Raw genomic sequence first — 26,970 nt, 5'->3', positions numbered from 1 at the left:
CGAAGCATCGCAAGGAGCACCAGGGCCTGGGCGTGGCCGCAGGTGGCTCGACCGCAGCAAAATCGGTCGCGCCGCCGCCGCCCCCTCCGGGATGCTCGGCGTATGCGCGTGAACTTCGACGGCGTCACCCCGGCGCCCCGGATGCTGCTCCTCAGCGAGTTCCTGCTTCACTCCGACTTCCAGGTCAAGCTCGACGAGCCGCTGTTCGTCGCCGCAGGCGACCGGCTCTCGATCGAGAGATACGACGTTGTGGTGACCCGCCCCACCGGCGAGCGCCGCCGCTACCCGGCCCGCGACAGCTACTGGATCTGCCGCTGAGCTAACCGTCGCACCGTCAGGACCGGTGGGTGGGCGACCGGGCAAGCCGTGTCCCGCGCGTGGAAACCGGTCGCACGGCCGGTGCGGCGGTCCGTAGGATCACGGGAGCGGGATCGCGCAGTCCCGCAGGATGCGGCCCGTGGCAGAGTGGCCAAATTGCAATCGGTACACCGGAGGAACCCCGGGTATCGACTGGTGGGGAGGAGCGGTCCTGCTCCGAGCCTGCCCGTGGGTTCGAATCCCACCGGCTCCCGCATCCGTCCTCCTGGTTGTGGCCGGGGTGAGGCTACCTCGCGAGGGCGTTGGCGCGGTCCTTGGCCGATGCCCTGCCGGGACTGGGCTCGAACGTATGTCGGCGCGGTGCTGCACAGGCGGGTGACGACCGTCAGAGCCGGTTTCCTGACGATCGACATGCTCACGCGGTCGGCGACCCTTGCTGGGATTCTGGCGTGCGGCTGGGGAGATCCGATCAGTCGTGGGACCACACGAAGGTGACCTCAGGGAAGCGCGGCGACGGGGCGTCCAGGAGCGGTGCCGGGCGGTTTCGGAGGAAGCGGTCGAAGTGGGCGCGGACGTATGCGCGGGAGATCTCGGTGGTGCGCTCGGCGGCGATGGTGCCGAAGAGCTGCCGGTACGTCTCCGCCGAGGTGTTCTGCGCGAAGTGCCCCGGCCCTGCCACGTGCGGCCAGTCGGTGAAGCTCAGGTGGCCGGAGTCGAGCTGACGCAGTTGCCGCCCCCAGGCGTGCTGGTGTTCGCGCCAGCGCTGCCAGGTCTCGTGGTCGGCGAACGAGGTGAGCATCAGGAAGGGGCGGTCCAGGCCGACCTGCGGGACCGGTGAGCCGAAGAGGCCGCCGTCCAGGTTGAGTCCGGCCGCGAAGCGCTCGTCCTGGCGGACGGCCTCGGCGGCGGCCGCGCCGCCCATGGAGTGGCCGAGCACGCCGATCCGGTCCGGATCGGCACACGGCAGTAGCGCCCTGCGGCGGCTGGTCAACTCGCCGGCCACGAAGCGCAGGTCGGCGACCCTTGCCGCGATCTCCTTGTGCTCGGCGGCGTCCCAGTCGGCCGGGTTCTCCTCGAGGGCTGTCCGCACCACCCGGCCGTCCGGGAACTCGACGGCTGCCGCGTCGTAGGTGTGGTCGATCGAGGCGACCAGGTACCCGTGCGCGGCGAGTTCCTCCGCCAGGGCGGTGCAGTCGGTGCGGGTGCCCTGGCGGCCGTGGCCGAGCAGGAGGAGTGGCAGGGCCCCGGGCGCGGCCGGGGCGGCGAGCCGGGCGGTGGGGCATACGCGGGTGAGCGTGCCGGGGTCGAGGTGGGCGCGCTGGTCCATCAGGGCCGCCACCTTCGCGGTGGTGTACGGGGCGCGGGGCCGTCCGGCGGCCCCGCGTGCCGGGTACCAGAGCTGGACCATCAGCTCGCGGGGCCCGGGCGTCGGGGCGAAGGGGTCCTGTCGGCTCGGGTCGACGAGGTGGAGCGACACCGTGCCGACCGGCCGTCCGACGGTCGGCGCGGGGAGGTGGATCGGGGCCCCGGAGGGCGCGGCCTGGGCGACGGTGCCCGGCAGTGCGAGCGCCACGCCTCCGAGCCCTGCGGCAGCCAACAGCGAACGACGCCTGATCATCCTCATCCACCCCTAGTTCAAAAGGAATTGACGACGATTCACCCTAGGTTCTTCGAGCACGATCCGACCAGGGGGCGATCCCGCCACCTCCGCCGTCACGGGGGTGTGCCACAGTCTGCGCATGCTCGAGATCGTGGTGAAGACGGAGAACTGGGAGCGGCACGAGCGTGTGTCCGCCGAGGAGCTGGCCGGGCTGGTCCGGCGGATCGGCGAGGACGGGGACCGGTTCCTGATCGTCCAGCGGATACCCGACCTGCCGGACGTCTTCGCTCAGGTCTGGCACAAGGCCGGCGGCGACTACGAGCTGGAGCACCGTGACGGTTCCGCCGACCGGCACTTCCAGGCGATGGTGGACGGGCCCGAGGGCGTGATCGCGGCGCTGACCGGCTGGGCCCGCCGGGAGGACGGCTGGGACGACGGCGGGGACGGCGGCCCGGACTGGTCGCTGCTGGACATGGGGCCCGCCCGCGAGGTGCCGCCGCTCGAGCTGGAGGCCGGTGAGCGCGAGGAGCTGGAGAGGCACGTGCGCGAGGTGCTGGCCGCCGGCTACGCCTCCCGCGAGCAGTTGGCCGAGACCGCCGAGGAGTACCTGGTCACGAAGGACCGCCGACCCGTCTCGCGCGACCAGGCGCAGGCTCTGGCCGACCGGCTGTGGCTGGAGCGGGTCGCGGAGCAGGCGTCCTGGCAGGGCGAGACCGACCCCGAGCGGCTCACTCGCGCGTTCGACGCCCTCCGGGAGGCCGGGATCACCGCCCGCGAGAACTTCACCTGCTGCCGCAGCTGCGGCCAGGCCGAGATCGGCGCCGAGGCCGAGGACGAGGGCAGCACACGCGGCTTCGTCTACTTCCACTCCCAGTGCACGGACTCCGCCGCGGCCGGCCACGGGCTGATGCTGCTCTACGGCGGCTTCGACGGCTCGTCCGAGACCACCGCCGCCGTCGGCCGCGAGGTCGTGGCCGCCCTCGATGCCGTGGGCCTTCGCACCGACTGGGACGGCGATCCCGCCAAGGCCGTCTCCGTCACGCCCCTGGACTGGCGGCGCCGCCTGGTCGGCTAGTGCCACTACGCAAGTAGTGGCACTACATCCGTAGTCCCGAGGCTCGCGCGCACAGGAAGTCGGCCCCGCCGACTTCCTGTGCAAGCACCCGCCGCTCGTCAGCGGAAGGCCGGCGCGTGCTCCTTCGCCCAGGCGCGGAAGTCCAGCGGCGCGCGCCCCAGTACCTGGCGCACGGTGTCCGTCACCTGCTCGGGCTCGCGGGTGAACGACTCCCACGCCCGCAGCCGGGCGTCGACGAACGCCGCGTTGCCCCAGGCGGCCGTCAGCTGCTCCCGGGCGACCTCCGGCTCCAGCTCCTCCCAGCGCACCTCGACGCCCGCCTCCTCGCCGATGATCCGCACCAGCTCGGCGTGCTCCAGCGACTCCGGGCCGGTGACCAGGTACTTCGCCCCGTCGTGCCCGTCCTCGACGAGCGCCCGCACCGCGACCTCGGCGATGTCGCGCTCGTGGACCAGCGAGCGGCGCGCCCGCCCGTACGGCCACCGGACGACGCCCTCGCGCACCTGGCCCGCCCAGCCGAGGACGTTGCCCGCGAAGTCGATCGCCCGGACGAACGTCCAGGCCAGGCCGGACCCGCGGATCAGCCGCTCGATGTCCTGGTGGTAGATGGTGGCCGGTTCGCCGTCCGCGAGGTCGGTGACGTTCGCCGACAGGTACACCACGCGCTCGGCGTGCGCGGCGATCGCCGCGACCACCCCGGCCGGGTCGACGCCGGGCAGGCCCGGCCACATCAGGTACACGGCCGAGACCCCGTCCAGGGCCGCCGCCAGGCTCTCCGGGTCCGCCAGATCGCCCTGGACGGCCTCGACCCCCTCCGGCAGGGCGGACGCCCCCGCGTCGCGCACCAACGCCCGTACGGCGTGGCCGCCTTCGGTCAGCCCGGACACCACGTGTCGACCGACGCTGCCGGTCGCCCCCACCACAAGTATTCGTCGCACGAGGCACTCCAACACCGTGCGCCCCCCGGTCTATTCTCCGCCGGGATCGCCGGCGGCGGGCCCGGGAGTTGGGCGGCAGTCGATGCTTACGGGGGGGCGGTACCGGCTGGGCGCCTGAGGATTCGGCCAGGTGTGGGCGGCCGAGGACGCGGTGCTCGGCGTGCGGGTGGCGATCAAGGAGGTGCGGCTCGGCCACGCCTCGCCCGAGGAGCGGAAGGGCCTCCTCGCCCGCGCCTCGCGGGAGGCGCGGCACGCCGCCCGGCTGCGCAGCCACCCCAACGTCGTGACGGTGCACGACGTCGTCGAGGTGGACGGTGCGCCCTGGATCGTGATGGAGCTGGTGGAGGGGCACTCCCTCGCCGAGGAGCTCGCCGCGAACGGCGCGTTGGGGGAGGGCCGGGCGGTCGTCGTGGCCGAGTCGCTGCTGCGGCCCCTGGAGGCCGCGCACGGCGCGGGGATCATCCACCGCGACATCAAGCCCGCGAACGTGATGCTCTCGGACCAGGGGGAGGTGCTGCTCGCCGACTTCGGGATCGCGGTCGAGCACGGCGACAGCCGGCTGACGGCGAGCCACCTGGTCATCGGGACGCCCGGGTACGCGGCGCCCGAGCGGTGGCAGGGCAGGCCCCCGAGCGGGGCCTCGGACCTCCTCTCGCTCGGGGTGTCGCTCTACGAGGCGGTCGAGGGCGAACCGCCGTACCCGAGGGAGAACCCCGTCGCCGCCCTGACCCAGGCGCCACGGCGAACCCGGCGCGCAGGGCGGCTGGAGCCGCTGCTCGCGGCGCTGCCGGCGACGAACCCCGAGGCGCGGCCGAGCGTCGCGGGTCTCCGGACGGCGAGTGCCCGGTGTATCCCGACGGTGGCTTCCCGCGCCTGCCGGTGGCGCGGTTGCGGGAGCCGATCGGCAGGTTCGCGGGCGCCCTGTTGAAGATTGAACGTCACGTCTGAATACCGCCGGAACCCCGAGCCGTTCCCGTCGAGGATCGAGTCATGTCCAAGACGGGAACGAGGAATTCGGTGGAGATGACGATGAACGACGCGGCGGCGCTCGACGGCAAGGTGGCGCTGGTGACCGGCGGCAGCCGGGGGATGGGGGCAGCGGTCGCGCTGCGCCTGGCCGAGGACGGCGCGGACGTGGTGCTGACCTACCAGAACTCGGCCGAGGCGGCCGACGAGGTGGCCGCCAAGATCACGGCGATGGGCCGCACCGGCTGGGCCGTCCGCGCGGACAGCGCCGACCCGGAGGCGGTGCGCGGCGCGGTGGCGGCGGTCGTCGAGCGGTTCGGGCGGCTGGACATCCTGGTGAACAACGCGGGTGTGGGTGCCTTCGGGCCGATCGAGGGCGTGGAACTCGACGAGATCGACCGGGTGTTGGAGGTGAACGTCCGCGCGCCCTACCTCTACGCCCAGGCGGCGGCGCAGCACCTGGCCGACGGCGGGCGGATCGTGAGCATCGGCAGCTGCATCGCGCAGCGCGTGGCCTTCCCCGGAGGCGTGCTCTACGCGACCAGCAAGGCCGCGCTGATCGGCTTCACCAAGGGCATGGCCCGGGAGTTCGGGCCGCGCGGGGTCACCGTCAACCTGGTGCACCCGGGCCCGATCGACACCGACATGAACCCGGGCGACGGCGAATCCGCCGACTTCCAGCGCTCGTTCACCGCGCTGGGCCGCTACGGCACGGCGGCGGAGGTCGCGGACGCCGTCTCGTACCTGGTCGGCGAGAGCGCCCGGTACATCACGGGCGCGGAGCTGGCGGTCGACGGGGGCTTCGCGGCGTAAGCGGCGGCGGCGGCGCGGGCGGCGCAGTCGGCGTGAGCGGCGCAGTCGGCGTGAGCGGAGCCAGCGCCCCGGGCCGCCGCGCGCCCGCAGCCGCCGAGCCGTGCAGCAGGGCGGACAGGTCGTGGGGCGGCGCCTTCTCCCCGGTCGGGGTGGCCGCCGTGACGCGGTCGAGCCGGAAGCCCCGGCCGGCCCGGCGCGTGCGGCACCAGGCGATGAGGTACCACTTGCCGTCCGCCGTCAGCAGCCCGGCCGGTTCCACGGCGCGCTCGCTCTCCTGCCCGGACGCGTCGACGTAGGACAGCCGCAGCACCGTGCCCTCGGTGAGCGCCTGCTCCACGGCCGTGCGCACCGACTCCGCCGTCCGCGCGGGCAGGGCGACGATCCGGGCGGCGAGCTGTTGGGCGGCCGTGGAGGCGGGGCCGGTCATCGAGGCGGCGATCTTCTGGGACGCCGTACGGACCGCGCCCGCGTACGGCGCCGAGGCGTCGGCGGCGGCGAGCGCGGCGACCAGGGCCGACGCCTCCTCGGTGGTGAACCGGATCGGCGGGAGGGTCATCGCCGGGTCGATCGCCCAGCCGCCGCCCCGCCCGGTGACGGCGCGCACCGGCACGCCGGCCTCCATCAGCACCTGGAGGTCGCGCTGGACGGTGCGGGTGCTCACCTCGAAGCGCGCGGCGAGCGCGGCGACCGTCAGCGGTCGCGGCGCCGCCGCGCGCAGTTCCTCCACCAGGGCGTAGAGGCGAGGGGTGCGGATCATGCCGCCGAACCTACCGTCACACGCCCGGCCTACGCGGCGGCCAGGAACTCCCGCTCCCGCCGCTGCTCGCGGCCCGTGACCGTCAGCGGGAACAGGGTGAACCCGTGCATCGCCCCGGCGACGACGCCGAGTTGGACGTCCGCCCCCGCCGCCTGCCACCGCTGCGCGAGGAAGAGCGAGTCGTCCAGCAGCGGATCCTCCGTGCCGACGACGATCCGCGCGGGCGGCAGCCCCGTCAGGTCGGCGTACAGCGGCGACACCTCTGGGTCGCGGCGCTGCTCCGGGCTGGTCCCCGGCGTGAGGAGCTCGTAACTCCCACGCAGGGAGTCGGAGTTGCTCAGCAGCGGCCGGGAGCCGAAGGAGCGCTGGCTGGGTGTCATCGACAGGTCGTACGGGCCGAAGAGCAGGTGGGCGGCCCGGAACGCGCCGGTGACGCCGTGCCGGTCGCGCAGGCGCAGCAGTGTCAGGACGCTCAGGTGGGCGCCGGCCGACTCGCCGCCGATCATGAGCCGCCGCGTGCCGAACTCGACCTCGGCGTGCTCCACCAGCCAGCGCGCGGCGGCCTCGCAGTCGTCCGGCCCGGCGGGGAAGGGGTGTTCGGGTGCCAGGCGGTACTCCACGCTCACCACGGCCAGCCGCGCCTCGACGGCGATCCGCCACAGCCTCTCGTCCTGCCCGTCCGCGGAGCCGAACGCCCACCCGCCCCCGTGGATGTGCAGGTACACCCCCTCGGCCCGCTCCGGCACGAACGCCCGCACCTTCACCCCGCACGGCAGCACCCGGTCCTGCCCCTGCGCGAGCCGCACCGGCGGCGCGTCCCCGGCCAGCCGGTTGCGCCGCAGGTGCGTCAGCGTCTCGGGGTCCAACGCCCGCCCGCGTACGGGACGTTCGGCGGCCGTGGCCTCGAACCGGGCGTTGAAGGCGAGGGTTTCGGCGAGGCAGTCCTCATCGGTGATCGTCATGCGTCGATGGTGACGGCCCCGCGCGACAGCCCCGTGTCACCCTTTTCCTGTGGCCTGCGTCACTCCGATCGGTCAACCGCCCACGCGGACCACGTACTTGCCGACGGCCCGCCGCTCCTGCATGGCCTCGTGGGCGGCGGGGACGGCGTCGAGGTCGGGCAGTTCGGTGACGGGGACGGTCAGGCCGCCCGTGGCGAGCAGGTCGAGGACGCGGTGGATGGCGCGGCCCAGGCGCTCGGGTGCGGTGGCGGCGAGAAAGCGGTGACTGAAGCCGGTGACGGTGAGGTTGCCGGCCATGAGGCGGCCGAGGGGCGGGAGGGCGTCGAGGCTGCCGCCGCCCGCGTTGCCGAAGAGGACGATGCGGCCGCCGGGGGCGGCGAGGTCGAGGTCGAGGTCCAGGGCTTCGGTGCCGAGCGGGTCGAGCACCAGGTCGACGCCCCGGCCGCCGGTCGCGGCGCGGACGGACTCGGCGAGGTCCGCGTCGCGGGCGAAGGCGTGCTGGTAGCCGGAGTCGGTGACGGCGGCGGCCTTCGAGGGGCGGCCGACCGTGCCGATCAGGGTGCCGCCGCCGAGCAGGGGCACCAGCTGGCCGATCGCCTGGCCGATGCCGCCGCCGGCGGAGTGCACCAGGACGGTGTCGCCGGGGGTGAAGCGGCCGGCGTCGCCCAGCAGCAGCATCGCGGTGGCGAGGCCGAGCGGGACGGCGGCGGCCTCGCGCAGGGAGAGCCCGTCCGGGGCGGGCACGGTGAGCGCCGCCTCGGCGACGGCCGTCCCGGCGAGCCCGCCGCCGACCGGGGCGGCGACCACGCGGTCCCCGACGGCCAGGCCCGTGACGCCCGCGCCGAGCTCGCGGACCGTACCGGAGACCTCCTTGCCCGGCCGGTACGGCCACTCCTGGACGTAGCCGCCGTCGCCGCGGCGGGCCATCACGTCGACGAAGTTGAGCCCGGCGTAGGCGACGTCGATCGTGACCTCGCCGGGGTCGGGGCGCGGAACCTCCACCTCCTGGACCTGCGAGTTCTCGCTCCCGCCGGGTGCGGTCATCACCAGTGCACGCATGTCGGAACCCCCTCCGTTACGATGTTCTACGAACATCGAAGCTGTTGTGCTGACATTGATAGCACCACGCTTCGACGGTTGTCGAACATCGCAGATCAGGAGGGTCGTGACATGCCCCGAAGCACCCGCCGCCGACCGGCGCTCACCCACCCCGCGACGGAGGAGATCGACCTCTTCGACGTCCTGCACGCCCTCTCCGACCCCACCCGGATGACCATCGTCAGCGTTCTGCGCGCCGAGGCCGAGCGCCCCTGCGGCACCTTCCCGGTGGACGTCGCGCCGTCCACCCTCAGCCACCACTTCAAGGTGCTGCGGGAGTCGGGGCTGATCACCCAGCGCGAGGAGGCCAACCGGCGCATCTCCGCGCTGCGCGCCGTCGACCTGGAGCACCGCTTCCCCGGACTGCTCGACAGCGTCCTGGCCGCGTACGCCCGGGGAAGCGGGAGCGCGGAGGGGGCGGTCACGGCGTCGGGAGCAGGCTCGCCAGCGGGTTGACGAACTCCCTGGACGGCATGCAGGCCGGCCCGGGGGACTTCATCAGCCCGGACTCCAGCTCGCGGAAGCCGTTCTCCGGGGAGCTCTTGGCCAGCGGCAGGTAGATGAACAGCTTCTCGCCGGCCGGGATCGCGTCCGGGCGGGCGGTGAGGATCATCTTGTCCTTCACCATCTCCATGTGCCAGCCGTCGTCGTTGTCGTGCGTGGCGATCTTCGGCCCCTTGGCCCTGCAGCCGGGCTCGCCGGCGTACACCCGGGCGCGGATGCCGAACTTGTCGAGGTCGCGCTGGAGTTGGTCGGTGTCCACCGGCTTGTTGTTCTCCAGGATGATCAGGCGGACGGTGTCCGTGGTGCTCTCCAGGGTGTACGCGACGTTGGTGACGCTGCCCAGGATGCGGGGCCCGGCGCCCCGGCCGCCGGCCTCGCCGCTGTCGCCGTTGTCGCCGCTCCCGCCCACGAGGAGGACCCCGGCGACGGCCGCCGCCAGGGCGACGGGCAGGGCGATGGCCAGGGCGAAGCGGCGGCGGGCGGGGCGGCGGGACGGGGCCTCGGTGATGCTGTCCATCAGGTGCTCCTTGAGGAGGAGTTGGCGGCTCGCGGAGAGTTCCGGGGCGGCCGGGGCCGGCAGCAGCCGGGCCAGTTCCTCCCGTACGGCCAGTTCCTCCCGTCCGGCCAGTTCCTCCCGTGCGGCCGAGTCCTCGGCCTGGCGGTCGGGGGTGGCGTTCATCGGATCGTCTCCTCGTCCGGCCGAACCGCGAGGGTGCGGTCACCTGTTACCTGTCCGCCGCCCCCGGCGCGTTGCACGACCCCACTCGGAGGCGCCGCACCCGACGACACCGCGTTCGACGGCGCCGCACCCGACGGCGCCGCACCCGGCAGTGGCCGCGACGCCCGTACGGACCGCGCCCCGGCCAGCTCCCGCGCCGTCAGCTCCCGCAGCCGGGCGCGGGCGCGCGAGAGCCGCGAGCGGATCGTGCCCACCGGGCGGTCCAGCGCCTCGGCGACCGCCGCGTGGTCCAGGCCCTCCCACACACACAGGGCGAACACCTCACGGTCGGCCGGGCGCAGCTGCTCCAACGCGGCCTTGGCGGCGGCCAGTTCCTCCGCGTCGGCGATCCGCGAGGCCAGCTCGCCGGCGAAGTCCGGCACCTCCTCGCGCGGCGGCAGCGCGGCCATGGCCCGGTGGTGACGGCGCGCGGCCCGGCGGGTGTTGCGGATGACGTTCCCGGCGATGCCCAGCAGCCACGGCAGCAGGCTCTCGCCCTCCGGATCGACCCGGGAGCGCAGCCGCCACGCCTCCAGGAAGGTCAGCGAGACCACGTCCTCGGCGGCGGTCCGGTCCCCGGTCATCCGCAGGGCGTGCCGGTGCACCGCCCGGGCGTGATCCTCGAAGAGTGCCCCGAAGGCGGCGGCGTCCCCGGCGCGGATGCGCGCGCGTATCGATGTCTCCACACCCCGTCCTGTCCGCGCCCGCCCCGCCGTTGCCGTGACCTGCGTCACTGTACGGCGGTCGTCGCCCGGAACTCCGCTGCCCGGGAACGCCGACGCCCCGGAACGCCGACGCCCCCGGCCGCGGGGGAGCGGTCGGGGGCGTCGGCGGCAGGGCGGACCGGCGTCCGCCCTCGGGCCCGTCTCCGCACCCCCGCCTCCGGGCAGACGCAGGGGGAGCGAAGGGGCGGGCCCGGGTCAGGAGGGCCGTACGGCCGTGGCGGCGCGGTGGCGCCGGCGGTACGAGACGGTGACCGCGGCCAGCAGCGGCCCCCACAGCACCGAGGGCAGGTAGAGGAAGCCGACCAGCAGGTGCCCGGTCGGGGTCATGTACGGGTGCTCCACGCTCCACCAGGCGGCGAACGGCGTCCACATCACCACCAGCCCCGCGGCGCCCAGCGAGGCGGCCGGCACCACGGCCCGCGGGTTCACCGGGCGCCCGCCGACGAACGGCACCCAGCGCGGCGGCACCGTGCCCCAGGGGCGGACCAGCCCGAGGGTGAGCAGCGCCAGCGCCTCCGTCAGCACACTCAGGGTGAGCGGCCACACGGCGTCCCAGCCGGTGAAGCCCACCGCGTGGTAGCCCGCGTCGGAGTACCCGCCGTGCCAGCCCGCGACCAGCCCGAGCCGCCACAGGCCCGCCGGAAGCGCAGTGACGGCGGCCAGGTGCGCGGCGCGCACGGCCCACCGGGGCGCGGCCGGCACGGCGGCCGGGTCGAGCACCCGGTCGAGCACCCCGTCGAGCACCGGGGCGGTGGCGGCCAGGGCGGGGAGGGGCTGGGTCGTCGTCATGTCGCCACCCTCCCGCGCGGCCCGGGCCCGCCGCGTCCGCCCGTGGACGGGCTTCGGCGCGGGCCCTCCCCCGCGCGGGGGAGTGGGGTCTCCGACCGCCGCGCGCCACTGCGGCCGGGCCGCCCGGGCCGCCACCGCCGCAGCGACGCCAGAACCGTCACCGCAGCCGCGACGCCTCAGCCGTCAGCGCAGCCGGGAGGAGGACAGGATCGACGCCAGGTGCGCCACCACCATCCCCCAGGTGATCACCGCGATCCCGGCGAGCGTCCACCGGGTCGCGTCCAGGTTGTGCAGCCCGGCGTCCACCACGGCCGCCGCCAGCAGCACCAGCGAAGCCTCGATGCCGTTGGTCACCCGGTGGATCTTGAAGATGGAGGCGAGCCTGCGGGCCGTCGCGATGCCCTGCGAACGTGGCTGCGTCGACTCCTCGTCCGCCGGGGCCTGGCCGCTGCGCGCCCGGGCCACGTCCACCAGGTCCGTCGACGCCTTGAGCAGCACCACGCCCAGCGCGGCCGCCAGGCCCGCCGACACCCACAGGTCCGAGCCGCCGCGCGCCGCCCGTACGCCCGCGCCGATCATCAGCGCGGCGTCCGCGAGGTAGGCGCCGAGCCGGTCCACGTACACCCCGGCCATGCTGAACTGGCGCTTCCAGCGCGCCACTTCGCCGTCCACGCAGTCGAACAGCAGGAACAGCTGGAACAGCACCGCCGCCAGCACCGCGCCCGTCAGGCCCGGGATCAGCAGCGCCGCGCCGCCGCCGACGCCGCACACCACCATCACCCAGGTCAGGGTGTTGGGCGACACCGAGGTGCGCACCAGCTGACGGGTGGTCCGCAGCGAGACCGCCCGCATGTACAGCCGGCCCGCCCAGTGCTCACCGTTGCGGCTCTGCAGCTTGGCCTGCGGCTGGCACACCTCGCGCAGCTCGGCGAGTGCCGGAGCAGCCACCATCACGAACTTCCCTCCACCTGGCCCTGAATGATCACCACAGAGGCTACGGCCTCCGGGAGCCCGCCCCGACCACCGGTACGCGCCGCCCGTACGGTCCGGCATCCGGGTGAAAACCGCTGGGCCGCCGGTACGGCGCGAAGCTAGGCTGCGCGGGTTCGCCGGACCCTGACCACCCGACCCTCCTGCCCGGTCGACGCGGCCGGCAGCGGAACGAGGAGCATCCCCACCGTGCAGAGCCCCCAGCTGGCCCGACTCCTGGACGACCACCGCCCGCAGGGCCCCGCCGAGACCGCCGACCACGCCAGAGCCCTGCCCCTGGTCGGCGCCCCCGACGCCTGGGACCGCGCCACCCCGCTGCACTTCACCGCCTCCGCGCTGATCGTCCACCCGCCGACCCGCCGCGTCCTGCTGCGCTGGCACGTGCGCCAGCAGGCGTGGCTGCAGGTCGGCGGCCACGGCGACCCGGGCGAGACCCTGCCGCTGGACATCGCCCTGCGCGAGGGCCGCGAGGAGACGGGCCTCACCGACCTCACCCCCTGGCCCGACGCCGCGCTCGCCCACCTCGTCGTGGTCCCGGTGCCCGCCAACGCCGTCGAACCCGCCCACGAGCACGTCGACCTGCGCTTCCTCCTCGCCACCGACACCCCCGACCGGGTCCGCCCCGAGAACCCGGACGCCCCGCTGGAGTGGCTCACCCTCGACGAGGCGCGGCTGCGGACCAGCGAGGAGAACCTCCGCGAAACCCTCGACCGGGCCGCCCGCACGCTCGCCTGACCCACCACCACCAAGGACCCCGATGCACACCGACCAGATCCTCATCTTCGACGCCGACGACACCCTCTGGGAGAACAACGTCCTCTTCGAGCGCGTCACCGACGGCTTCCTGGACTGGGTCGCCACCCCCTCCGAGCGCGAGGGCGTCACGGCCCTGCTCGACCGGATCGAGGCCGACAACTCCGCCGCCCACGGCTACGGCGCCGGCGTCTTCCGGCAGAGCCTCGTCGACTGCCTGCACCACCTGTACGGCGCCGACCGGGAGGTGACCGCCGCCGACGTGGCCCGCATCGACGCCCTGCTCACCCCGCTCACCGACCGCGGCGCGATCGAGCTGATGCCCGGCGTCGCCGACACCCTCGGCGCCCTCGCCGGCCGGCACCACCTGCTGCTGCTCACCAAGGGCGACCGGGACGAGCAGCAGGCCAAGGTGGACGCCTCCACCGTCGACCACCACTTCCGGGGCGTCCACATCGTCGCCGAGAAGTCCGTCGACACCTACCTGCAGCTCACCGCCGACCTCGGCCTCGACCCCGACCGGACGTGGATGATCGGCAACTCGCCCAAGTCCGACATCGCCCCCGCCCGCAAGGCCGGGCTGCGCACCGTCTTCATCCCGCACGAGCGCACCTGGGTGCTCGAGCACGTCGAACTCGGCCCGGAGGAGGTGACGCTGCAGCTCGGGGCGTTCCCCGAACTGCTGCGCCACTTCTGACACTTCCGCGCCGGTCAGACGGCGAGAGCGGCCGCCGGCACCGGGACACCCCGGTACAGCCACGCCCGCTCCGCCGTCGACCACACGCCCGTCGTCAGCAGGTACAGCACGGCCGCCACCGGCACCAGCAGCGCGAACAGCGCCGACCCGAACGACAGGTACGGCAGCACCCGCGCCCCCGGCTGCGGAGTCGCCTGCGCCGCGGCCGCCCGCCGCGCCCGGCGGTAGTTGACGAACCCGACCGCCGCCAGCCCCACCTCCAGCGCCACGAACACCGCCACCTGCCCGGCACCGTGCGCGCCCCCGACGTGCAGCCCCAGCGGAACGCCGAACAGGGTGTGGTCCAGCAGGTCGTTCGGCGTGGTGAACAGCCGGTACATCACCGAGAAGAACGGAATCTGCACCAGCATCGGCAGACACCCCGCCACCGGCGACACCTGCTCCTCCCGGTACAGCTCCGCCAGCGCCTCCCGCAGCCGCTCCGGGCGCTCCTCGTGCTTCTTCTGCAACTCCGCGACCCTCGGCGCCAGCCTCCCCCGCGCCTTCCCCCCGCGCGCCGCCGCCCGCGCCAGCGGATGCAGCGCCAGCCGTACGGCGACGGTGAACAGGACGATCGCGAGCGCGGTCGGCAGGACGTGGGCGAGCGCGGCGACGGCCGCATGGGCGACGGCGACGGCAGGGTCGAGAACAGCGAGAACGGACATGGTGGAGCGAGCCCTCCGGGGTCTCAGGACATGAGTGGTCGACGGAGGACGGCCGCGAAGCCGAAAGCAGATCTACACGGCCGCCGGGACCGCACCCGGAGCCCTCGGACGCCGCCTGCCCCGGGCGTCCGGATCACGCTGCGGCAGGAACGCCGTACGGAACGCCCGCCGCCGCAGCACCCCGCTGCGCACCACCGCCGGCGCCCGCACCCCCAGCACCCGGGCCCCGGCCAACGCCACCGCAGCCGTACCGGCCAGCAGCACCACCGCCGCCGCAGCCACCGCCGCCAACGCCCCGCCGTCACCCACCACATCCCCGGTCAACACCCGAAGCAGCCCGAGCACCATCGCGACGATCGCCATGCCCGTGCCCCCCTTCGGTGTCTTCCGGGACCTGAGTTCCCGGCCTGCTCGTCCAGCAGGACGATCGTGGGGTCCGCCGGGTTCCCGCACGGCGGGCGGAGGTGTAGCCAGTGGTGCTACGCGGGGCTACCTTGGGGGGATGAGGACGATTACCCAGCGGGAGTTCCGGAACAACTCCGCCGCGGTGATGGATCAGGTGGAGGCGGGGGAGACCTTCCACATCACCAGGAACGGGGTGGAGGTCGCGGAGTTGCGGCCGGTTTCGGGGCGGCGGCGGTTGACGGCGGAGGAACTGGTGGCGCGGCACGTGAAGTTGCCGCGGGTGGACTACCAGGAGATGCGCAAGGAGGCGGAGGAGTACTTCGGGCCCGAGGAGCTGGTCGGGGACGAGGGCGACGATCCGTTCGAGCGGGCGCGTGGCTGAGCGCAGGCGGGCGTCCCGGCGCAGGCCGGCCGGGGTGCTGGACACGTGTGTCTACATCGATCTGGCGCTGCTGCGGCCCTCGGACCTGCCGGCCGTCCCGGAGCTGACCGCCATCACCTTCGCGGAGCTGCAGCAGGGCGTGTCGATGGCGCGGGACCCGGCCAGCCGGGCCGCGCGGATGGAGGTGCTCGGGGCGGCGATGGCCGACTTCGAGCCGCTGCCCTTCGACGCGGCGGCCGCCGCCCGGTACGGGACGCTGGTCACGCTGACGATCGCCGCCGGGCGCCAGCCCCGGCCGCGGCGGATCGACCTGATGATCGCCGCCGTCGCCTCCGCGCACGGGCTGCCGCTGTACACCCGCAACGTGGGGGACTTCCGGGGGCTGGCCTCGGCGGTGGAGGTCATCGGGGTGTGAGGGGCGTGAGGGGCGTGAGGGCGGTTCGCCCCGTGCGCTCCACCGCGTCGGCCAGGGCCGACGCCTGCCGCAGGGCGGTGTCCCGGTGCCGGGTGCGCAGGAGGACGAGGTTGTTGTCCCCGCCCTTGCCCCGGTCGTCGCCCACCGCGGCGCCGACGGCCCAGCGGGGGCGGCCGAGCAGGGCCAGGACGGCCCAGCGCAGTGCGAAGTCGAGGCCGATGAGCGCCGCGATCGGGATGAGCAGCAGGACGCCCTCGCCGTCCGGTATGACGTGCCGCAGCGGGGCGTAGTCGTCCAGCGGCTTGCGGGTGGCCCGGAACCGGCCGAGCCACACCACCGCGATCCGCACCTGCTCGCCGTCCGGCGCGGTGACGTCGAGGTGGCCGATGCGCCCGCCGCGCTTGCCCAGCGCCCAGGCGGTGCGTTCCCGGGCGGCGAACTCAACCCGCTCCTGCTCGCGCTGCTCGACCTCCAGGGCGGCCTGGCGCTTGCGGTGCTCCTCGGTCCAGGCCCGCTCGCGTTCCTTCTGCTGCGCGGACCAGGCCCGTTCGCGTTCCCGCTGCTCGTCGTGGCTCAGCGGCCGCCCCCCGGGTGTGGTCATCCGGTCATCGTAGGGGCAGCGATCAAGGAGGGATAAGGGGTCGGTCAGGCCAGCCGGACGGTCGTCCCCGTCGCCGCCGAGGCGCGGGCGGCCTCCAGGACGGTCAGGGCGGCCACCGCGTCGTACGGGTCGACCGGGGGCGGGGTGCCGGGGGAGGCGAGGGCGGCGGCGATGCCGGCGTAGAAGGCCGGGTAGTCGCCGGGGTCGGTGGGCAGGGAGATCGCGGACTCGTCGGTACCCAGGGTGCCGTAGCGCTCCGGCAGGTCCGCGCCCCACGGGCGGTCGTTGCCGGGGCGCAGGCCCGCGCGCAGGTCGGCCTCCTGCGGGTCCATGCCCGCCTTGACGTAGCCGGCGGTGTCGCCGAGCACCCGCAGCCGGGGGCCGGTCAGCGGGGTGAGGGCGCTGGTCCACAGGTGGGAGCGGGTGCCGGAGGCGTGGGTGAGGGCGAGGAAGGCGTCGTCGTCGACCACCGCGCCGTCGCGGCGCACGTCCACCTCCGCGTACACCGTCTCGACCGGCCCGAACAGCGTGAGCGCCTGGTCGACCAGGTGGCTGCCCAGGTCGTACAGCGTGCCCCCGGCCTCGGCCGGATCGGCCAGCTCCCGCCAGCCCGGCTTCGGCTTCGGACGGAACCGCTCGAACCGGGACTCGAACCGGTGCACCCGCCCGAGCGCGCCGCCGCGCACAAGCCGGCTCGCCGTGAGGAAGTCCCCGTCCCAGCGCCGGTTCTGGAACACGGACAGCAGCACCCCGCGCGAATCCGCCAGCCGGCACAGCTCCAGCGCCTCGGCGGCCGTCCCCGCCAGCGGCTTGTCCACCACCGTGGCCAGCCCCGCCCGCAGCGCCGCCCTCGCCAGCGGTGCGTGCGTACGGTTCGGCGAGGCGATGACGACCAGGTCCAGCCCCTCCGGGTCCGCGAGCAGCAGTTCGGGCGTGTCCACCGCCCGGGCCCCGGGATGCTCGCGCGCCAACTGCTCCCGTCGCTCCGGATTGGCCGTGACCACGGCCGCCAGCCGCAGCCCGGGCGTCGTCGCGATCAACGGCGCGTGGAAGGCCGACCCGGCCAGCCCGTACCCGATCAGCCCGACCCGCGCCGCACCCGCCGTCTCACCGCTCATGCCGCCCACCCAACCACACGGCGCCCCCTTCCTCCCGGTTCGGCCGCCGGGTGTTGGGGTGGGCGTCCGGGGGGCGATACGTCCTGTCCTCGTCGGGGTGGGCGGATTAGGCTGGGGCGCGTCAGGGCCCCCTCGCAAGACGTTGCAACACTTCGGGAGACACGCACGTGGCAGACCGCAAGCCCATCGAGTCCTGGCTGACCGACATGGACGGGGTCCTCATCCACGAGGGCACGCCGATTCCGGGGGCGAAGGAGTTCCTGCGCAGGCTGCGGGAGTCCGGCAAGCCGTTCCTGGTGCTGACCAACAACTCCATCTACACCCCGCGTGACCTCAGCGCCCGGCTGGCCGGGATGGGGCTGGAGGTGCCGGAGGAGTGCATCTGGACCTCGGCCCTGGCGACCGCGAGCTTCCTCAAGGGTCAGCGCCCCAACGGAACGGCGTACGTGATCGGGGAGGCGGGCCTGACCACCGCCCTGTACCAGGCCGGGTACGTGCTGACGGACAACAACCCGGACTACGTCGTGCTGGGCGAGACGCGGACGTACTCGTTCGAGGCGCTGACCAAGGCGATCCGGCTGATCAACCAGGGCGCGCGGTTCATCTGCACCAACCCCGACGAGACGGGCCCCTCCACCGAGGGGGTGCTGCCGGCCACCGGGTCGGTCGCGGCGCTGATCACCAAGGCGACGGGCGTGGAGCCGTACTTCGTCGGCAAGCCCAACCCGCTGATGATGCGCGAAGCGCTGAACACGGCCGGGGCGCACTCGGAGAGCGCCGTGATGATCGGCGACCGGATGGACACCGACATCGTCGCGGGCATGGAGGCCGGGATGGAGACCATCCTGGTGCTCACCGGTCTGACGGCCGCCGAGGACGTCGAGCGGTTCCCGTACCGGCCGACCCGGGTGGTCAAGTCGATCGCGGACCTCGTCGAGTTGGTCTAGTTTCTGCGGTGCTGTCGTGGGCCCCGTTCCGGCCGTCGCCGGAGCGGGGCCTTCGTACGCCGGGTGTAGTGCCACTACTCCTGTAGTGGCACTACAGGAGTAGTGGCACTACGGATGTAGTCATGGGGCGGGCGGGGAGGAACGGGCGGATGAGCACGACAGGTGTAGTCGAGGCGGGCGGCCAGGAGGAGAAGCGGGTCACCTGGGCCGAGCTGTACTTCGACCTGGTCTTCGTCTTCGCGATCACCCAGGTCTCGGGGCTGCTGCACCACGACCACGGCCCCCTCGGGCTGGTGCAGGCGCTGGTGGTCTTCGTCCCGGTGTACTGGTGCTGGGTCGGCACCACCGTGCAGGCCAACATCCGCGACGTGGACAACCTGCGGGACCGCCTCGGCATCCTGTTCGTCGCCCTGGCGGGCCTGTTCATGGCGCTGGCCGTCCCCGGAGCCTGGGGCGGCCGGGGGCTGCTGCTGGGCCTGGCGTACTGGCTGGCCCGGGTGGTGCTGCTGCTCCTGCTGATCCGCATCCCCGGCGTCTGGCGCGGCCCGTACGGAGCCGGGGTGCTGGTCAGCGGGCCGCTGCTGGTGCTGGGCGGGCTGCTGCCGGACGGCCCCCGGCTGGCGCTGTGGGCGACGGCCGCGCTGTGCGACCTCTCGGTTCCGGTGGTGTTCCGGCGCAGGCTGGCCGTGGTGGCCTACCACCCCACCCACATGCCGGAGCGGTTCGCGCTGTTCCTGCTGGTGGCACTGGGGGAGTCGATCGTCGGCATCGGCGGCACGGCGGCCGGCGCCCGGCTGGACGCGGCCGAACTCGCCGCCGTGGCCGCCGCGTTCACCATCTCGGCCGGGCTGTGGTGGCAGTACTTCGTCTACGCGGCGGACGCGATGCGCCACGCCGTCGAGGTCGCCGACTCGCGGCGGGACGTGATCCGGCGGGTCTTCCAGTACGGGCACCTCGCGCTGGTCGCCGGGGTGATCGGGGTGGCGGTCGGCTTCGGGGAGACGGTCGCCGACCCCTGGCGGGTGCTCGAGCCCGGCGCGGTGGCGCTGCTGTACGGGGGCTGCGCGCTCTACCTGACGACCTTCGGGTACACGCGCTGGATGATGTTCCGCACCGTCGCCACGACCCGGGTGGTCGCGGCGGCGCTGGTGCTGGCACTGGCGCCCGCGATGGTGCGCCTGCCGGCGCTGGTGGTGCTGGTCACGCTGGCCGTGCTGCTGGTGGCGCTCAACGTCGTGGAGCACCTGAAGGTCGAGCGTGCGGCCGCGGCCGCCGTATCCGCGGAGGAGAGTTACGAGACAGCGGAGCGGGCTGTCGGTGGGCCTGTGTAGCGTTCGGGGTGTTAGAGGGTGTGCGGCGCGGGAGCCGCAGTGTGGGAGGTAGATGTCGTGACGGACACGGTCCAGGCGAGCGCGGTCGACGCCGGTGAGGGCGGCGGGCTGGAGCTGCCCGAGTCCTGGCGCGAGGTGCTGGGCGCCGAGACGGAGAAGCCGTACTTCGCCGAGCTGGCGGCCTTCGTGGCGGCCGAGCGCGCGGAGCACCAGGTGTTCCCGCCCAGCGGCCAGGAGTTCAGCGCCCTGGAGGCCACGCCGTACGAGAAGGTCCGGGTGCTCGTCCTCGGCCAGGACCCGTACCACGACGACGGCCAGGCCCACGGCATGAGCTTCTCGGTGCTGCCCGGCACCAGGACGCCGCCCTCGCTGCGCAACATCTTCAAGGAGCTGGACGCCGACCTCGGCATCCCCGCCCCCGACAACGGCTACCTGATGCACTGGGCCGAGCAGGGCGTGCTGCTGCTCAACGCGGTGCTCACCGTCCGCGCCCACGAGGCCAACTCGCACAAGGCCAAGGGCTGGGAGAAGTTCACCGACGCGGTGATCAAGGCGGTGAGCGCGCGCGAGGAGCCGGTGGTCTTCGTGCTGTGGGGCAACTACGCCAAGAAGAAGCTGCCGCTGATCGACACCGAGCGGCACGTGGTCGTGCAGGGCGCGCACCCGTCGCCGCTGTCCGCGAAGCTGTTCTTCGGCAGCCGCCCGTTCTCGCAGATCAACGCGGCGCTGGACGGCTTCGGCGCCGAGGCCATCGACTGGCGGGTGCCGGACCTCAAGAAGGACTGACAGAAGGGCTGACAGAAGGTCCGACGGAAGGTCCGACGGAAGGTCCGACGGAAGGTCTGGCAGACGGCCTGACCGCCGGACAGGAGCCGTGCGCGGGCGGATCGTTACGCCCGCGCACGGCCACCCGGCGTTCACCGCCCGGGCCAGTCGCGTGGCTCCGGATGTGCTTAGCTTGTGCCCGGCCGGTGGGCAGCACCGGTTGGGGAGGGGCATCACGTGCGCCGGGTGGGGACATGGCGGTGGTCGGCGGGAGCGGTTCTCGCCGGGCTGCTGGTGGGCTGCAGCGACTCCGGTGGGGCCACGGGCGGCTCGGCCGTCCAGGCCGCACCCCCGGCGACGGCGACACCGAACACACCGCCCGGAACCCTGCCCCAACTGCCCGGCCAGACCTTCTACGTCTCCGACCGGACCAACGCCGCCCGCCAGTTGGGCGAGCTGCGCGCCCAGGGCCGTACGGCGGAGGCCGACGCCCTGGCCAGGATCGCCGCCCAGCCCTCCTCGCAGTGGCTCGGCGAGCAGGGCGCCGGCCGGATCGCCGAGGAGATCGGCCGCCGCGCCACCGAGGCGAACCGGACGGCCGTCTTCGTCGCCTACAACATCCCGCACCGCGACTGCGGCCTCTACTCCGCCGGCGGCGCCGCCGACGCGGCCGCCTACCGGGCCTGGATCACCGAGGTCGCGCAGGCCCTCGGCGACCGCCGCGCCTGGGTGGTCCTGGAGCCGGACGCCGTCGCGCACACCCTGGACGGCTGCGGGGTCAAGGGCGACGTGGCCGCCGAGCGCTACGGCCTCCTGGCCTTCGCCGTCCAGGAGTTGAAGAAGCGCCCCAACGTCCGGGTCTACCTGGACGCCGGCAACCCCGGCTGGGTGCAGGACCCGGCCGAGCTCGCCGGAGCCCTGCGCAAGTCCGGTGTCGCGGCGGCGGACGGCTTCGCCGTCAACGTCTCCAACTTCTACGACACCGAGCGCGACGCCGCCTACGGAGCCAGGCTCTCCGCCGCCCTGGACGGCAAGCACTTCGTCGTCGACACCAGCCGCAACGGCAACGGCTCGGCGGGGGCCGACGCCTGGTGCAACCCGCCCGGACGCGCCCTCGGCACCGCGCCGACCGCCGACACCGGCCGCCCCGGGATCGACGCCTACCTGTGGATCAAGAACCCGGGCGAGTCGGACGGCGAGTGCGGCCGGGGCGAGCCCCGGGCGGGCGAGTTCTGGCTGCCGTACGCCCTGGGGCTGGCCCGCGCCGGGCAGTGAACCTCGCCGGGCAGTGAACCCGCCGGACGGTGAACTCGCCGGGCAGTGAACCCGCCGGGCGGTGAGCCGGACTACGGGGCGCCGACCTCGATCCAGCGCGCCACCGAAGGCGTCCCGGCGGCGTCCGTCAGGAACAGCATGTACCAGCCCGGCGGCAGCAGGTTGGGGTTCTTCGGCAGGGCGAGCGAGACGCCGTCCGGCCCGCGCCCGGTGATGTCCAGCGCCACCGAGCGCTGCTCGACGTCGGTGACGTGGGTGACCGAACTCGGCCGGATCAGCTTGGCGGTGGCCACCGCGTCCGGCCGGGAGGTGCCGACCTTCACCGTGCCGCCAAGCTTCGCCGTCTCCGGCGCGGTGCTCACCTCGGGGCGCCCGCTGCGGTACAGGTACGGCGGGGTCCAGATCTCGATGCGCTGCTCGAAGCCGCCCGGCTGGGTCTCCGCCTTGTCCGCGAACAGCGGGTTGGAGCCGAGCACCGCGACCCGCCCGTCCGGCAGCAGCAGCGCCTCGGAGTGGTAGTCGCGGCCCACGGTCGGCTCGGCGGCCCCGGTGAAGGTGTTGGAATCAGGGTGGTACACCTGGGCCTTGAGCAGGTCGCTCTCGCCCCGGCCCCGGTAGCCGCTGGAGCCGCCGGTGGTGAACACGGTGTCGTCCGGCAGGATCACGCTGTTGAGGTAGCGGGTGCCGCCGGCGGGCAGGTCCGGGCCGGGGGTGAAGGCGGGCCTGGGCCTGGTCAGGTCGATGATGTCGGTACGGGCGGTGGACCGCGGGGACTCGCCGACGCCACCGCCGCCGAGCACCATCACCTTCTGCGCCTGCGCGGGCGGCAGCAGCACCGAGGCGGAGGTCTCGGTCAGGCCGGGGTCGCGCAGGCCCGGGGCGGGCTGGAAGGCGTTGGTCGCCAGGTCCCACACTCCGGGGACGCGGCCCTTGTCGGCGGGGCCGTAGCCCGCGTTGGAGCCGGAGTAGAAGAGCTTGCCGCTCGCCGTCAGGAAGATCGACGGGTAGGTCGGGAAGTAGCGGTCGGGGCCCTTGGACCAGGACTTGGTCCTCGGGTCGTACACCTCGTTGTCGTTGCCGTTGAGGATCTCGCCGGTGTCGTCCAGGCCCGAGACGGTGACCACCCGGCCGTCGCCGAGCCCGGTGAGCGTCGGGTACCAGCGGGCGTGCGCCATGTCGGTGACCTGCTCGTACAGCTCGGTGTCCGGGTTGAACTCGAAGGCGGCCCGGATGCCCTGGTACTCCTGTTTGTCGAGGGTGATCTTCGCGCTCTGCCCGTACAGGTTGTGGGCGTCGGCGCCGGTCAGGCCCTTGACGCGGTACTGGGCGGGCGCGGCGGCGACCCAGTCGCGGCCCTCGCCGAGGGCCTCGACGTAGACGTGCTGCTCCCCGGCGGTGACGACGGTCTGGCTGCCGGCGCCGGTCTTGGTCGCGGCCGGGACGGTCACCGGGGCGGTGGAGACGTACTCGCGCCCGTTCGGGCCGACGAAGACGGTGCCCTTGTCGAAGGTCCGGGCGCCGTCGGGGCTCTCGTTGCGCACCCGCATCACGCCGCCGGCCTTCTTCACCGCGCCGTCCAGCTTCTCGTACCGGGCGGTGCCGCCCGCCACCAGCACCCGGCCGTCCGGGAGGGAGGCGTGGCCGCCGCAGAACATGTCGGCGGGGGTGGGGATCATCTTGTACGTGTTCTTCGCCGGGTCCCAGAGCAGGCTCTTGAAGGTGCCCGCGTTGAACTGCTTCTCGTCGTTGCCGGAACCGGCGATGATCAGCACCTTGCCGGTGTGCAGCAGCGTGGCGTGCACGGCGTTGACCCGGAACTTCGCGGGCAGCGTGAGGGTCTGCCAGTGCCCGAACTCCGCCTTGTACTCGGGGCGGTTGATCACGTACTGGTGGTACCGGTCGTTGGCGAAGCCGAGGACGGCGGGCGCGTTCATCCCGGCGACGGTCAGCGCGACGGTGCTGCCGAGGGCGAAGCGCCTGGTCCGCCCGGCCTTGCGGATCTTCACGTGGTGGAGTCCCCTCGGGAGACGAGCTCAGCGGACGGATGGGCGAGCGGGCCCTCGACGAACGGGGCCTCAACGAGCGGCCCCTCGACGAACGGCCCCTCGAGCGGCCCCTCGACGAGCGGCCCCCGGGCGAGCTGGAGCGGCACGGTCGGGGTGTCCCGCTTCTCCGGGACGACCCTCGGCGCCCCCGGCCCGCCCGTGAAGGCGAGGTACGCGGTGGGCCGGGTGCGCCGCCGCCGCACGGCGTCGGCGGCCGGCAGCAGCATCGGCAGGACGGTGAGCGCGAGCGCGATGCAGGCCCAGGTGCGCATGGCGACGTGGTCGTAGCCGGTGAAGAAGGAGGCGGTGACGGCGCCGCCGAACACCAGCGCCCAGAACAGGTGGTAGCGGAAGGTGCCGGGCCGGTCGGTGCTGGCCGAGCGGCCCTTGGGCGTCACCACGAAGCGGCCGCGCCCGCGCACCAGGGCCTGGAGCAGCGAGGCCGCGTAGATCGGGCCGCACAGCGCCGACATCACCATGCCCGCCACCCCGGAGGAGCCGGCCGGCTCGTGCGGGCTGACGTTGTGCTTGCGGTTCCAGGTGTAGAGCAGGAGTTGGAGTGCGGCGGCGTCGCTGTAGAGCATCATCCAGATCTCCGAGGAGACGTGGACGCCGGAGGCGCCGAAGCCCAGGTAGAGCACGCTGGAGACGCCGCCGAGCAGCCAGGTGAGCGCGGCCATCGGGTAGAAGCACAGCATCAGCGTGTAGTTGAGCAGCCGGCCGGGCGAGAGCCGCCACATCACCCGCCAGTAGCGGGTGAGCAGGGTCTCGTAGGTGCCGCGGCTCCAGCGCAGCTGCTGGGAGAAGAAGTCGGTCCAGGAGGACGGGCCCTCGCCGACGGCGAGGACGTCCGGGGTGTACACGGACTTCCAGCGCTCGCCGGTGTCGGGGTTGCGGCTGCGGTGGAACTCCAGGCCCGTGGCCATGTCCTCGGTGATGGAGTCGGACAGTCCGCCGATCGAGCGGAGCGCGCCGATCCGGACGGCGTTGTTGGTGCCGACGAACATCGGTGCGCCGTAACGGTTTCCGGCGCGCTGGATGAGGGCGTGGAAGAGGTACTGCTGGCTCTCGGAGAACTTGGTGACGACCGAGCCGGAGCTGCGGTAGTTCCCGTAGACCTGGGGGCCGACGACGAAGGCCACGTCGGGGTCGCGGAAGTAGCCGAGCATGCGCTCGCAGAGGTCGGGCAGCGGCACGTGGTCGGTGTCCACGGAGACCCAGAACTCGTAGTCCTCGCCGTGGGCCTGGAGCCAGGCGTTGTAGTTGCCGTGCTTGGTCCGCTCCCGGAAGCGGCCCTTGGGCGTGTTCCAGTGCGGGCGGTCGGCGCGGCTGAAGTGGCGCACGCCCAGCTCGGCGCAGAGGGACCGCATTGCAGGATCGTTTCCCTCGTCCAACAGCCAGACGTCGTACGGTCCTTCGTGCCGGACCGAGCGGGCCGCGAGGAGCGTGGCCCGGACCATCTCCGGCGGTTCCTTGCCGGGGACGCAGGTGGTGAGGAAGGCGACCCGGGTGCCGGGTTCGGGCGTCACCGGGATCGGGTCGCGGGCCGCGAGCGTGGCGTGGACGTTGGAGACGACGTTGACCAGGCGGAACAGTTCGACGAGCGCGATGATGCCGATCATCACCTTGTCGCCCAGCAGCACAAGGGAGTTGGTCTCGTCGGCGCGCTCGGGCCAGTGCTCCGGCAGCAGCAGCCAGACCAGCAGGATCGCCTCCACCACGGGCGCGGCGACCAGTAACAGGGCGGCGCGCAGGCGGTGCGGCTCGTGGCGCAGCAGGCTGCGGTAGCGGACGCGGTAGGGCGCGGCGGTGCGGTCGGGGCCGGGTGAGCGGGCTTCCGGCCGGTAGACGCCTCCGCCGAAGCCGTCGTGCTCGTCCGGGTCGTTCGGGCCGTCCGGATCGCCCAGGGCGTCCGGCTCGTCGGGATCGTAGGCCGGGCCGGCGAGGCGGCTGAAGTGGGCGTAGTCGTACGGGGCTTCGGGCTCGGGCTCGGTGGCCGGGGCTTCGCCGTACCCCTTTGCGCTGGTCCCCTCGTGGGCCGTTCCGACGTCCCCTCGTCGTGAGAACGGCAAGGTCATGGTTGCTCCCCCCGGAGTTGGCGGCTTCAACTCTCATGGAACACAGGGGCGATCGCAAGCATCAGGAGAAATGATCACCACTCAAGCGTGAAGATACTATGGTTCTTGGCCATGCTGGCTGGCTCGGGTGATAAGGGCGTGAATGTGCCGGATGGCATATCGCCCGGCCCCACATTCCCCTCGGCCGTTATGTCGTTCGGACACATGTTGTGGCTTCCACCGCACACCTACGGTTCCGGCATCCCCGCCGAAAGACCCACCGGAGGTACCCCCGCGTGAGCCCGCGCCCCGAGGAGTTCACCGTCCCCGTGCCCGGCGGGGACCTCGCCGTCCTGCGCTGGCCGGCCGCCGATCCCGGGGACCCGGTCGTCGTGGCGGTGCACGGCATCACCGCCAACGGCCTGTCCTGGTTCGAGGTCGCCCGCAGGCTCGACGGGCGGGCCACCCTGCTCGCGCCCGACCTGCGCGGCCGCGCCGCCAGCCGCACCGTCTCCGGCCCGTACGGCCTGTCCCGGCACGCCGACGACGTGGCGGCCCTCATCACCGCCCTGGGCACCGGGCCCGTCACCGTGGTCGGCCACTCGATGGGCGCATGGGTCACCGCCCTGACCGCCGTGCGCCACCCCGAACTCGTGCGCAGGGCCCTACTGGTGGACGGCGCGCTGTCCTTCCCGCTGCCGCCGGGCGTCGGTGTGGACGACGCCCTGGCCGCCGTGCTCGGCCCCGCCCTGGCCCGGCTGTCGACGACCTTCCCCGACCGCGACGCCTACCGGGCGTTCTGGCGCCGCCACCCGGCCTTCGGCAGCGCGTGGACGCGGGAGATCGACGACTACACCCAGCGCGACCTGGTCGGCGAGGAACCGGAGTTGCGCTCCTCCTGCGTGCCCGAGGCCGTCCGCACCGACGGCACCCAGGTGCTGCTCGACCCGGAGGCGGCGGCGGCCGTCCACCACCTGCCCTGCCCGGCCGAACTCCTGTGGGCGGAACGCGGACTGCTCGACGAGCCGCAGGGCCTGTACGACGCCGGGCGGATCGCCCTCGCGGGCCTGGACACCACCCGGGTGCCCGCCTCTCCCGTGCCCGGCAGCAACCACTACTCCATCCTCTGGGGCGAGGTGGGCGCCGACCGGATCGTGCGCGGCCTCCTGGCCCGGTGACGCACCCGGGCCGTGCCTGGGCCCCGAACGGCAACGACCGTTCG

General features: G+C 73.6%; 29 protein-coding genes. 14 read left to right on the top strand and 15 right to left on the bottom strand.

Going from position 1 to position 26,970, the window contains the following annotated elements:
* Positions 1–102 precede the first annotated feature (102 nt).
* Positions 103–318 (top strand): hypothetical protein, encoded by a 216-nt coding sequence (locus tag IH61_RS0115660; protein ID WP_031070000.1) that lies wholly within the window; start codon positions 103–105, stop codon positions 316–318.
* Positions 319–787: 469 nt separating this feature from the next.
* On the opposite strand, the gene IH61_RS0115655 is transcribed toward IH61_RS0115660, so the two are convergent.
* Positions 788–1,936 (bottom strand): hypothetical protein, encoded by a 1,149-nt coding sequence (locus tag IH61_RS0115655; protein ID WP_031069998.1) that lies wholly within the window; start codon positions 1,934–1,936, stop codon positions 788–790.
* Positions 1,937–2,057: 121 nt separating this feature from the next.
* Here IH61_RS0115655 and IH61_RS0115650 point away from each other — a divergent pair, with 121 nt between their 5' ends.
* Positions 2,058–2,993 carry a DUF6891 domain-containing protein gene (locus IH61_RS0115650; protein WP_031069995.1) on the top strand — a complete coding sequence of 312 codons (936 nt, stop codon included), beginning with the start codon at positions 2,058–2,060 and terminating at the stop codon, positions 2,991–2,993.
* Between the two features lie 98 nt (positions 2,994–3,091).
* Here the strand turns inward: IH61_RS0115650 and IH61_RS0115645 are convergent, their stop codons facing one another.
* Positions 3,092–3,931, bottom strand: coding sequence for an SDR family oxidoreductase (locus IH61_RS0115645; protein WP_031069993.1), 840 nt, complete (start codon positions 3,929–3,931; stop codon positions 3,092–3,094).
* A gap of 130 nt (positions 3,932–4,061) precedes the next feature.
* Between IH61_RS0115645 and IH61_RS40920 the strand changes: the two genes are divergently transcribed.
* Together IH61_RS40920 and IH61_RS0115635 are read left to right on the top strand one after the other, a co-directional pair.
* The gene (locus tag IH61_RS40920; protein ID WP_051837140.1) at positions 4,062–4,859 is read left to right on the top strand and encodes a serine/threonine-protein kinase; all 798 of its coding nucleotides are present in this window, start codon (positions 4,062–4,064) and stop codon (positions 4,857–4,859) included.
* Positions 4,860–4,921: 62 nt separating this feature from the next.
* Positions 4,922–5,710 carry an SDR family NAD(P)-dependent oxidoreductase gene (locus IH61_RS0115635; RefSeq protein ID WP_051837138.1) on the top strand — a complete coding sequence of 263 codons (789 nt, stop codon included), beginning with the start codon at positions 4,922–4,924 and terminating at the stop codon, positions 5,708–5,710.
* Here IH61_RS0115635 and IH61_RS0115630 read toward each other — a convergent pair.
* From IH61_RS0115630 to IH61_RS0115620, 3 genes are all read right to left on the bottom strand, one after another.
* Positions 5,667–6,467, bottom strand: coding sequence for a helix-turn-helix transcriptional regulator (locus tag IH61_RS0115630; RefSeq protein ID WP_051837135.1), 801 nt, complete (start codon positions 6,465–6,467; stop codon positions 5,667–5,669). The genes IH61_RS0115635 and IH61_RS0115630 overlap by 44 nt on opposite strands.
* A gap of 29 nt (positions 6,468–6,496) precedes the next feature.
* Positions 6,497–7,429 carry an alpha/beta hydrolase gene (locus IH61_RS0115625; protein ID WP_031069988.1) on the bottom strand — a complete coding sequence of 311 codons (933 nt, stop codon included), beginning with the start codon at positions 7,427–7,429 and terminating at the stop codon, positions 6,497–6,499.
* Between the two features lie 72 nt (positions 7,430–7,501).
* The gene (locus tag IH61_RS0115620) at positions 7,502–8,488 is read right to left on the bottom strand and encodes a quinone oxidoreductase family protein (RefSeq protein WP_031069986.1); all 987 of its coding nucleotides are present in this window, start codon (positions 8,486–8,488) and stop codon (positions 7,502–7,504) included.
* Positions 8,489–8,599: 111 nt separating this feature from the next.
* On the opposite strand from IH61_RS0115620, the gene IH61_RS0115615 reads away from it, so the two are divergent.
* The gene (locus IH61_RS0115615; RefSeq protein ID WP_051837134.1) at positions 8,600–8,983 is read left to right on the top strand and encodes an ArsR/SmtB family transcription factor; all 384 of its coding nucleotides are present in this window, start codon (positions 8,600–8,602) and stop codon (positions 8,981–8,983) included.
* Here the strand turns inward: IH61_RS0115615 and IH61_RS0115610 are convergent.
* The 4 genes from IH61_RS0115610 to IH61_RS0115595 form a co-directional block, all read right to left on the bottom strand.
* Entirely contained in the window at positions 8,949–9,710 is a 762-nt protein-coding gene (locus IH61_RS0115610) for a hypothetical protein (protein WP_031069981.1), read from the bottom strand. The genes IH61_RS0115615 and IH61_RS0115610 overlap by 35 nt on opposite strands.
* Entirely contained in the window at positions 9,707–10,435 is a 729-nt protein-coding gene (locus IH61_RS0115605) for an RNA polymerase sigma factor (RefSeq protein ID WP_037972794.1), read from the bottom strand. Before IH61_RS0115605 ends, IH61_RS0115610 begins: the two co-directional genes overlap by 4 nt.
* A 234-nt stretch (positions 10,436–10,669) precedes the next feature.
* Positions 10,670–11,263 carry a hypothetical protein gene (locus tag IH61_RS0115600; RefSeq protein WP_234327192.1) on the bottom strand — a complete coding sequence of 198 codons (594 nt, stop codon included), beginning with the start codon at positions 11,261–11,263 and terminating at the stop codon, positions 10,670–10,672.
* Between the two features lie 183 nt (positions 11,264–11,446).
* On the bottom strand, positions 11,447–12,214 hold the full coding sequence (locus IH61_RS0115595; RefSeq protein ID WP_031069974.1) for a CDP-alcohol phosphatidyltransferase family protein: 768 nt from the start codon (positions 12,212–12,214) through the stop codon (positions 11,447–11,449).
* Positions 12,215–12,442: 228 nt separating this feature from the next.
* On the opposite strand from IH61_RS0115595, the gene IH61_RS0115590 reads away from it, so the two are divergent.
* Positions 12,443–12,988: an NUDIX hydrolase gene (locus tag IH61_RS0115590; protein ID WP_037972792.1), complete on the top strand. Its 546-nt coding sequence runs from the start codon at positions 12,443–12,445 to the stop codon at positions 12,986–12,988.
* Between the two features lie 22 nt (positions 12,989–13,010).
* Positions 13,011–13,703 carry an HAD family hydrolase gene (locus tag IH61_RS0115585; RefSeq protein WP_031069969.1) on the top strand — a complete coding sequence of 231 codons (693 nt, stop codon included), beginning with the start codon at positions 13,011–13,013 and terminating at the stop codon, positions 13,701–13,703.
* A 14-nt stretch (positions 13,704–13,717) separates the two neighbouring features.
* On the opposite strand, the gene IH61_RS0115580 is transcribed toward IH61_RS0115585, so the two are convergent.
* Both IH61_RS0115580 and IH61_RS46965 read right to left on the bottom strand, forming a co-directional pair.
* On the bottom strand, positions 13,718–14,407 hold the full coding sequence (locus IH61_RS0115580) for a YidC/Oxa1 family membrane protein insertase (RefSeq protein WP_031069967.1): 690 nt from the start codon (positions 14,405–14,407) through the stop codon (positions 13,718–13,720).
* A gap of 72 nt (positions 14,408–14,479) precedes the next feature.
* On the bottom strand, positions 14,480–14,770 hold the full coding sequence (locus IH61_RS46965) for a DUF6412 domain-containing protein (protein ID WP_037972791.1): 291 nt from the start codon (positions 14,768–14,770) through the stop codon (positions 14,480–14,482).
* A 139-nt stretch (positions 14,771–14,909) separates the two neighbouring features.
* Here IH61_RS46965 and IH61_RS0115570 point away from each other — a divergent pair, with 139 nt between their 5' ends.
* Positions 14,910–15,194: a type II toxin-antitoxin system Phd/YefM family antitoxin gene (locus tag IH61_RS0115570; protein ID WP_031069963.1), complete on the top strand. Its 285-nt coding sequence runs from the start codon at positions 14,910–14,912 to the stop codon at positions 15,192–15,194.
* Positions 15,187–15,609 (top strand): type II toxin-antitoxin system VapC family toxin, encoded by a 423-nt coding sequence (locus tag IH61_RS0115565; RefSeq protein WP_037972789.1) that lies wholly within the window; start codon positions 15,187–15,189, stop codon positions 15,607–15,609. Before IH61_RS0115570 ends, IH61_RS0115565 begins: the two co-directional genes overlap by 8 nt.
* On the opposite strand, the gene IH61_RS42900 is transcribed toward IH61_RS0115565, so the two are convergent.
* Positions 15,596–16,210, bottom strand: coding sequence for a hypothetical protein (locus IH61_RS42900; RefSeq protein WP_051837132.1), 615 nt, complete (start codon positions 16,208–16,210; stop codon positions 15,596–15,598). The two genes, IH61_RS0115565 and IH61_RS42900, sit on opposite strands and share 14 nt — an antisense overlap.
* 44 nt (positions 16,211–16,254) lie before the next feature.
* On the bottom strand, positions 16,255–17,328 hold the full coding sequence (locus IH61_RS0115550) for a Gfo/Idh/MocA family oxidoreductase (RefSeq protein WP_031069958.1): 1,074 nt from the start codon (positions 17,326–17,328) through the stop codon (positions 16,255–16,257).
* Between the two features lie 167 nt (positions 17,329–17,495).
* Between IH61_RS0115550 and IH61_RS0115545 the strand changes: the two genes are divergently transcribed.
* The 4 genes from IH61_RS0115545 to IH61_RS0115530 all read left to right on the top strand — a co-directional run bounded on the left by IH61_RS0115545 (position 17,496) and on the right by IH61_RS0115530 (position 21,646).
* Complete coding sequence (locus IH61_RS0115545; RefSeq protein WP_031069956.1) at positions 17,496–18,275, top strand: HAD-IIA family hydrolase; 780 nt, start codon at positions 17,496–17,498, stop codon at positions 18,273–18,275.
* Between the two features lie 149 nt (positions 18,276–18,424).
* Entirely contained in the window at positions 18,425–19,606 is a 1,182-nt protein-coding gene (locus IH61_RS0115540; protein ID WP_063763207.1) for a low temperature requirement protein A, read from the top strand.
* Positions 19,607–19,663: 57 nt separating this feature from the next.
* Positions 19,664–20,392 carry a uracil-DNA glycosylase gene (locus IH61_RS0115535; RefSeq protein WP_199823322.1) on the top strand — a complete coding sequence of 243 codons (729 nt, stop codon included), beginning with the start codon at positions 19,664–19,666 and terminating at the stop codon, positions 20,390–20,392.
* Positions 20,393–20,617: 225 nt separating this feature from the next.
* Complete coding sequence (locus tag IH61_RS0115530) at positions 20,618–21,646, top strand: glycoside hydrolase family 6 protein (RefSeq protein ID WP_031069949.1); 1,029 nt, start codon at positions 20,618–20,620, stop codon at positions 21,644–21,646.
* A 71-nt stretch (positions 21,647–21,717) separates the two neighbouring features.
* On the opposite strand, the gene IH61_RS0115525 is transcribed toward IH61_RS0115530, so the two are convergent.
* A complete protein-coding gene (locus tag IH61_RS0115525) occupies positions 21,718–23,652 on the bottom strand; it encodes a kelch motif-containing protein (protein ID WP_031069947.1) in 1,935 nt (644 codons plus the stop codon).
* Complete coding sequence (locus IH61_RS0115520; protein WP_051837130.1) at positions 23,649–25,769, bottom strand: glycosyltransferase family 2 protein; 2,121 nt, start codon at positions 25,767–25,769, stop codon at positions 23,649–23,651. The genes IH61_RS0115525 and IH61_RS0115520 overlap by 4 nt, the downstream gene beginning before the upstream one ends.
* Before the next feature lie 275 nt (positions 25,770–26,044).
* Here IH61_RS0115520 and IH61_RS0115515 point away from each other — a divergent pair, with 275 nt between their 5' ends.
* Entirely contained in the window at positions 26,045–26,926 is an 882-nt protein-coding gene (locus IH61_RS0115515) for an alpha/beta fold hydrolase (protein ID WP_031069944.1), read from the top strand.
* The last annotated feature ends 44 nt before the right edge of the window (positions 26,927–26,970 follow it).

It is taken from the genome of Streptomyces sp. NRRL WC-3742, from assembly GCF_000720635.1.
In the GTDB taxonomy this organism is placed as follows: domain Bacteria; phylum Actinomycetota; class Actinomycetes; order Streptomycetales; family Streptomycetaceae; genus Kitasatospora.
The sequence above is the reverse complement of the archived record's forward strand: the minus strand, read 5'-3'. Positions and strand labels throughout refer to the sequence as shown.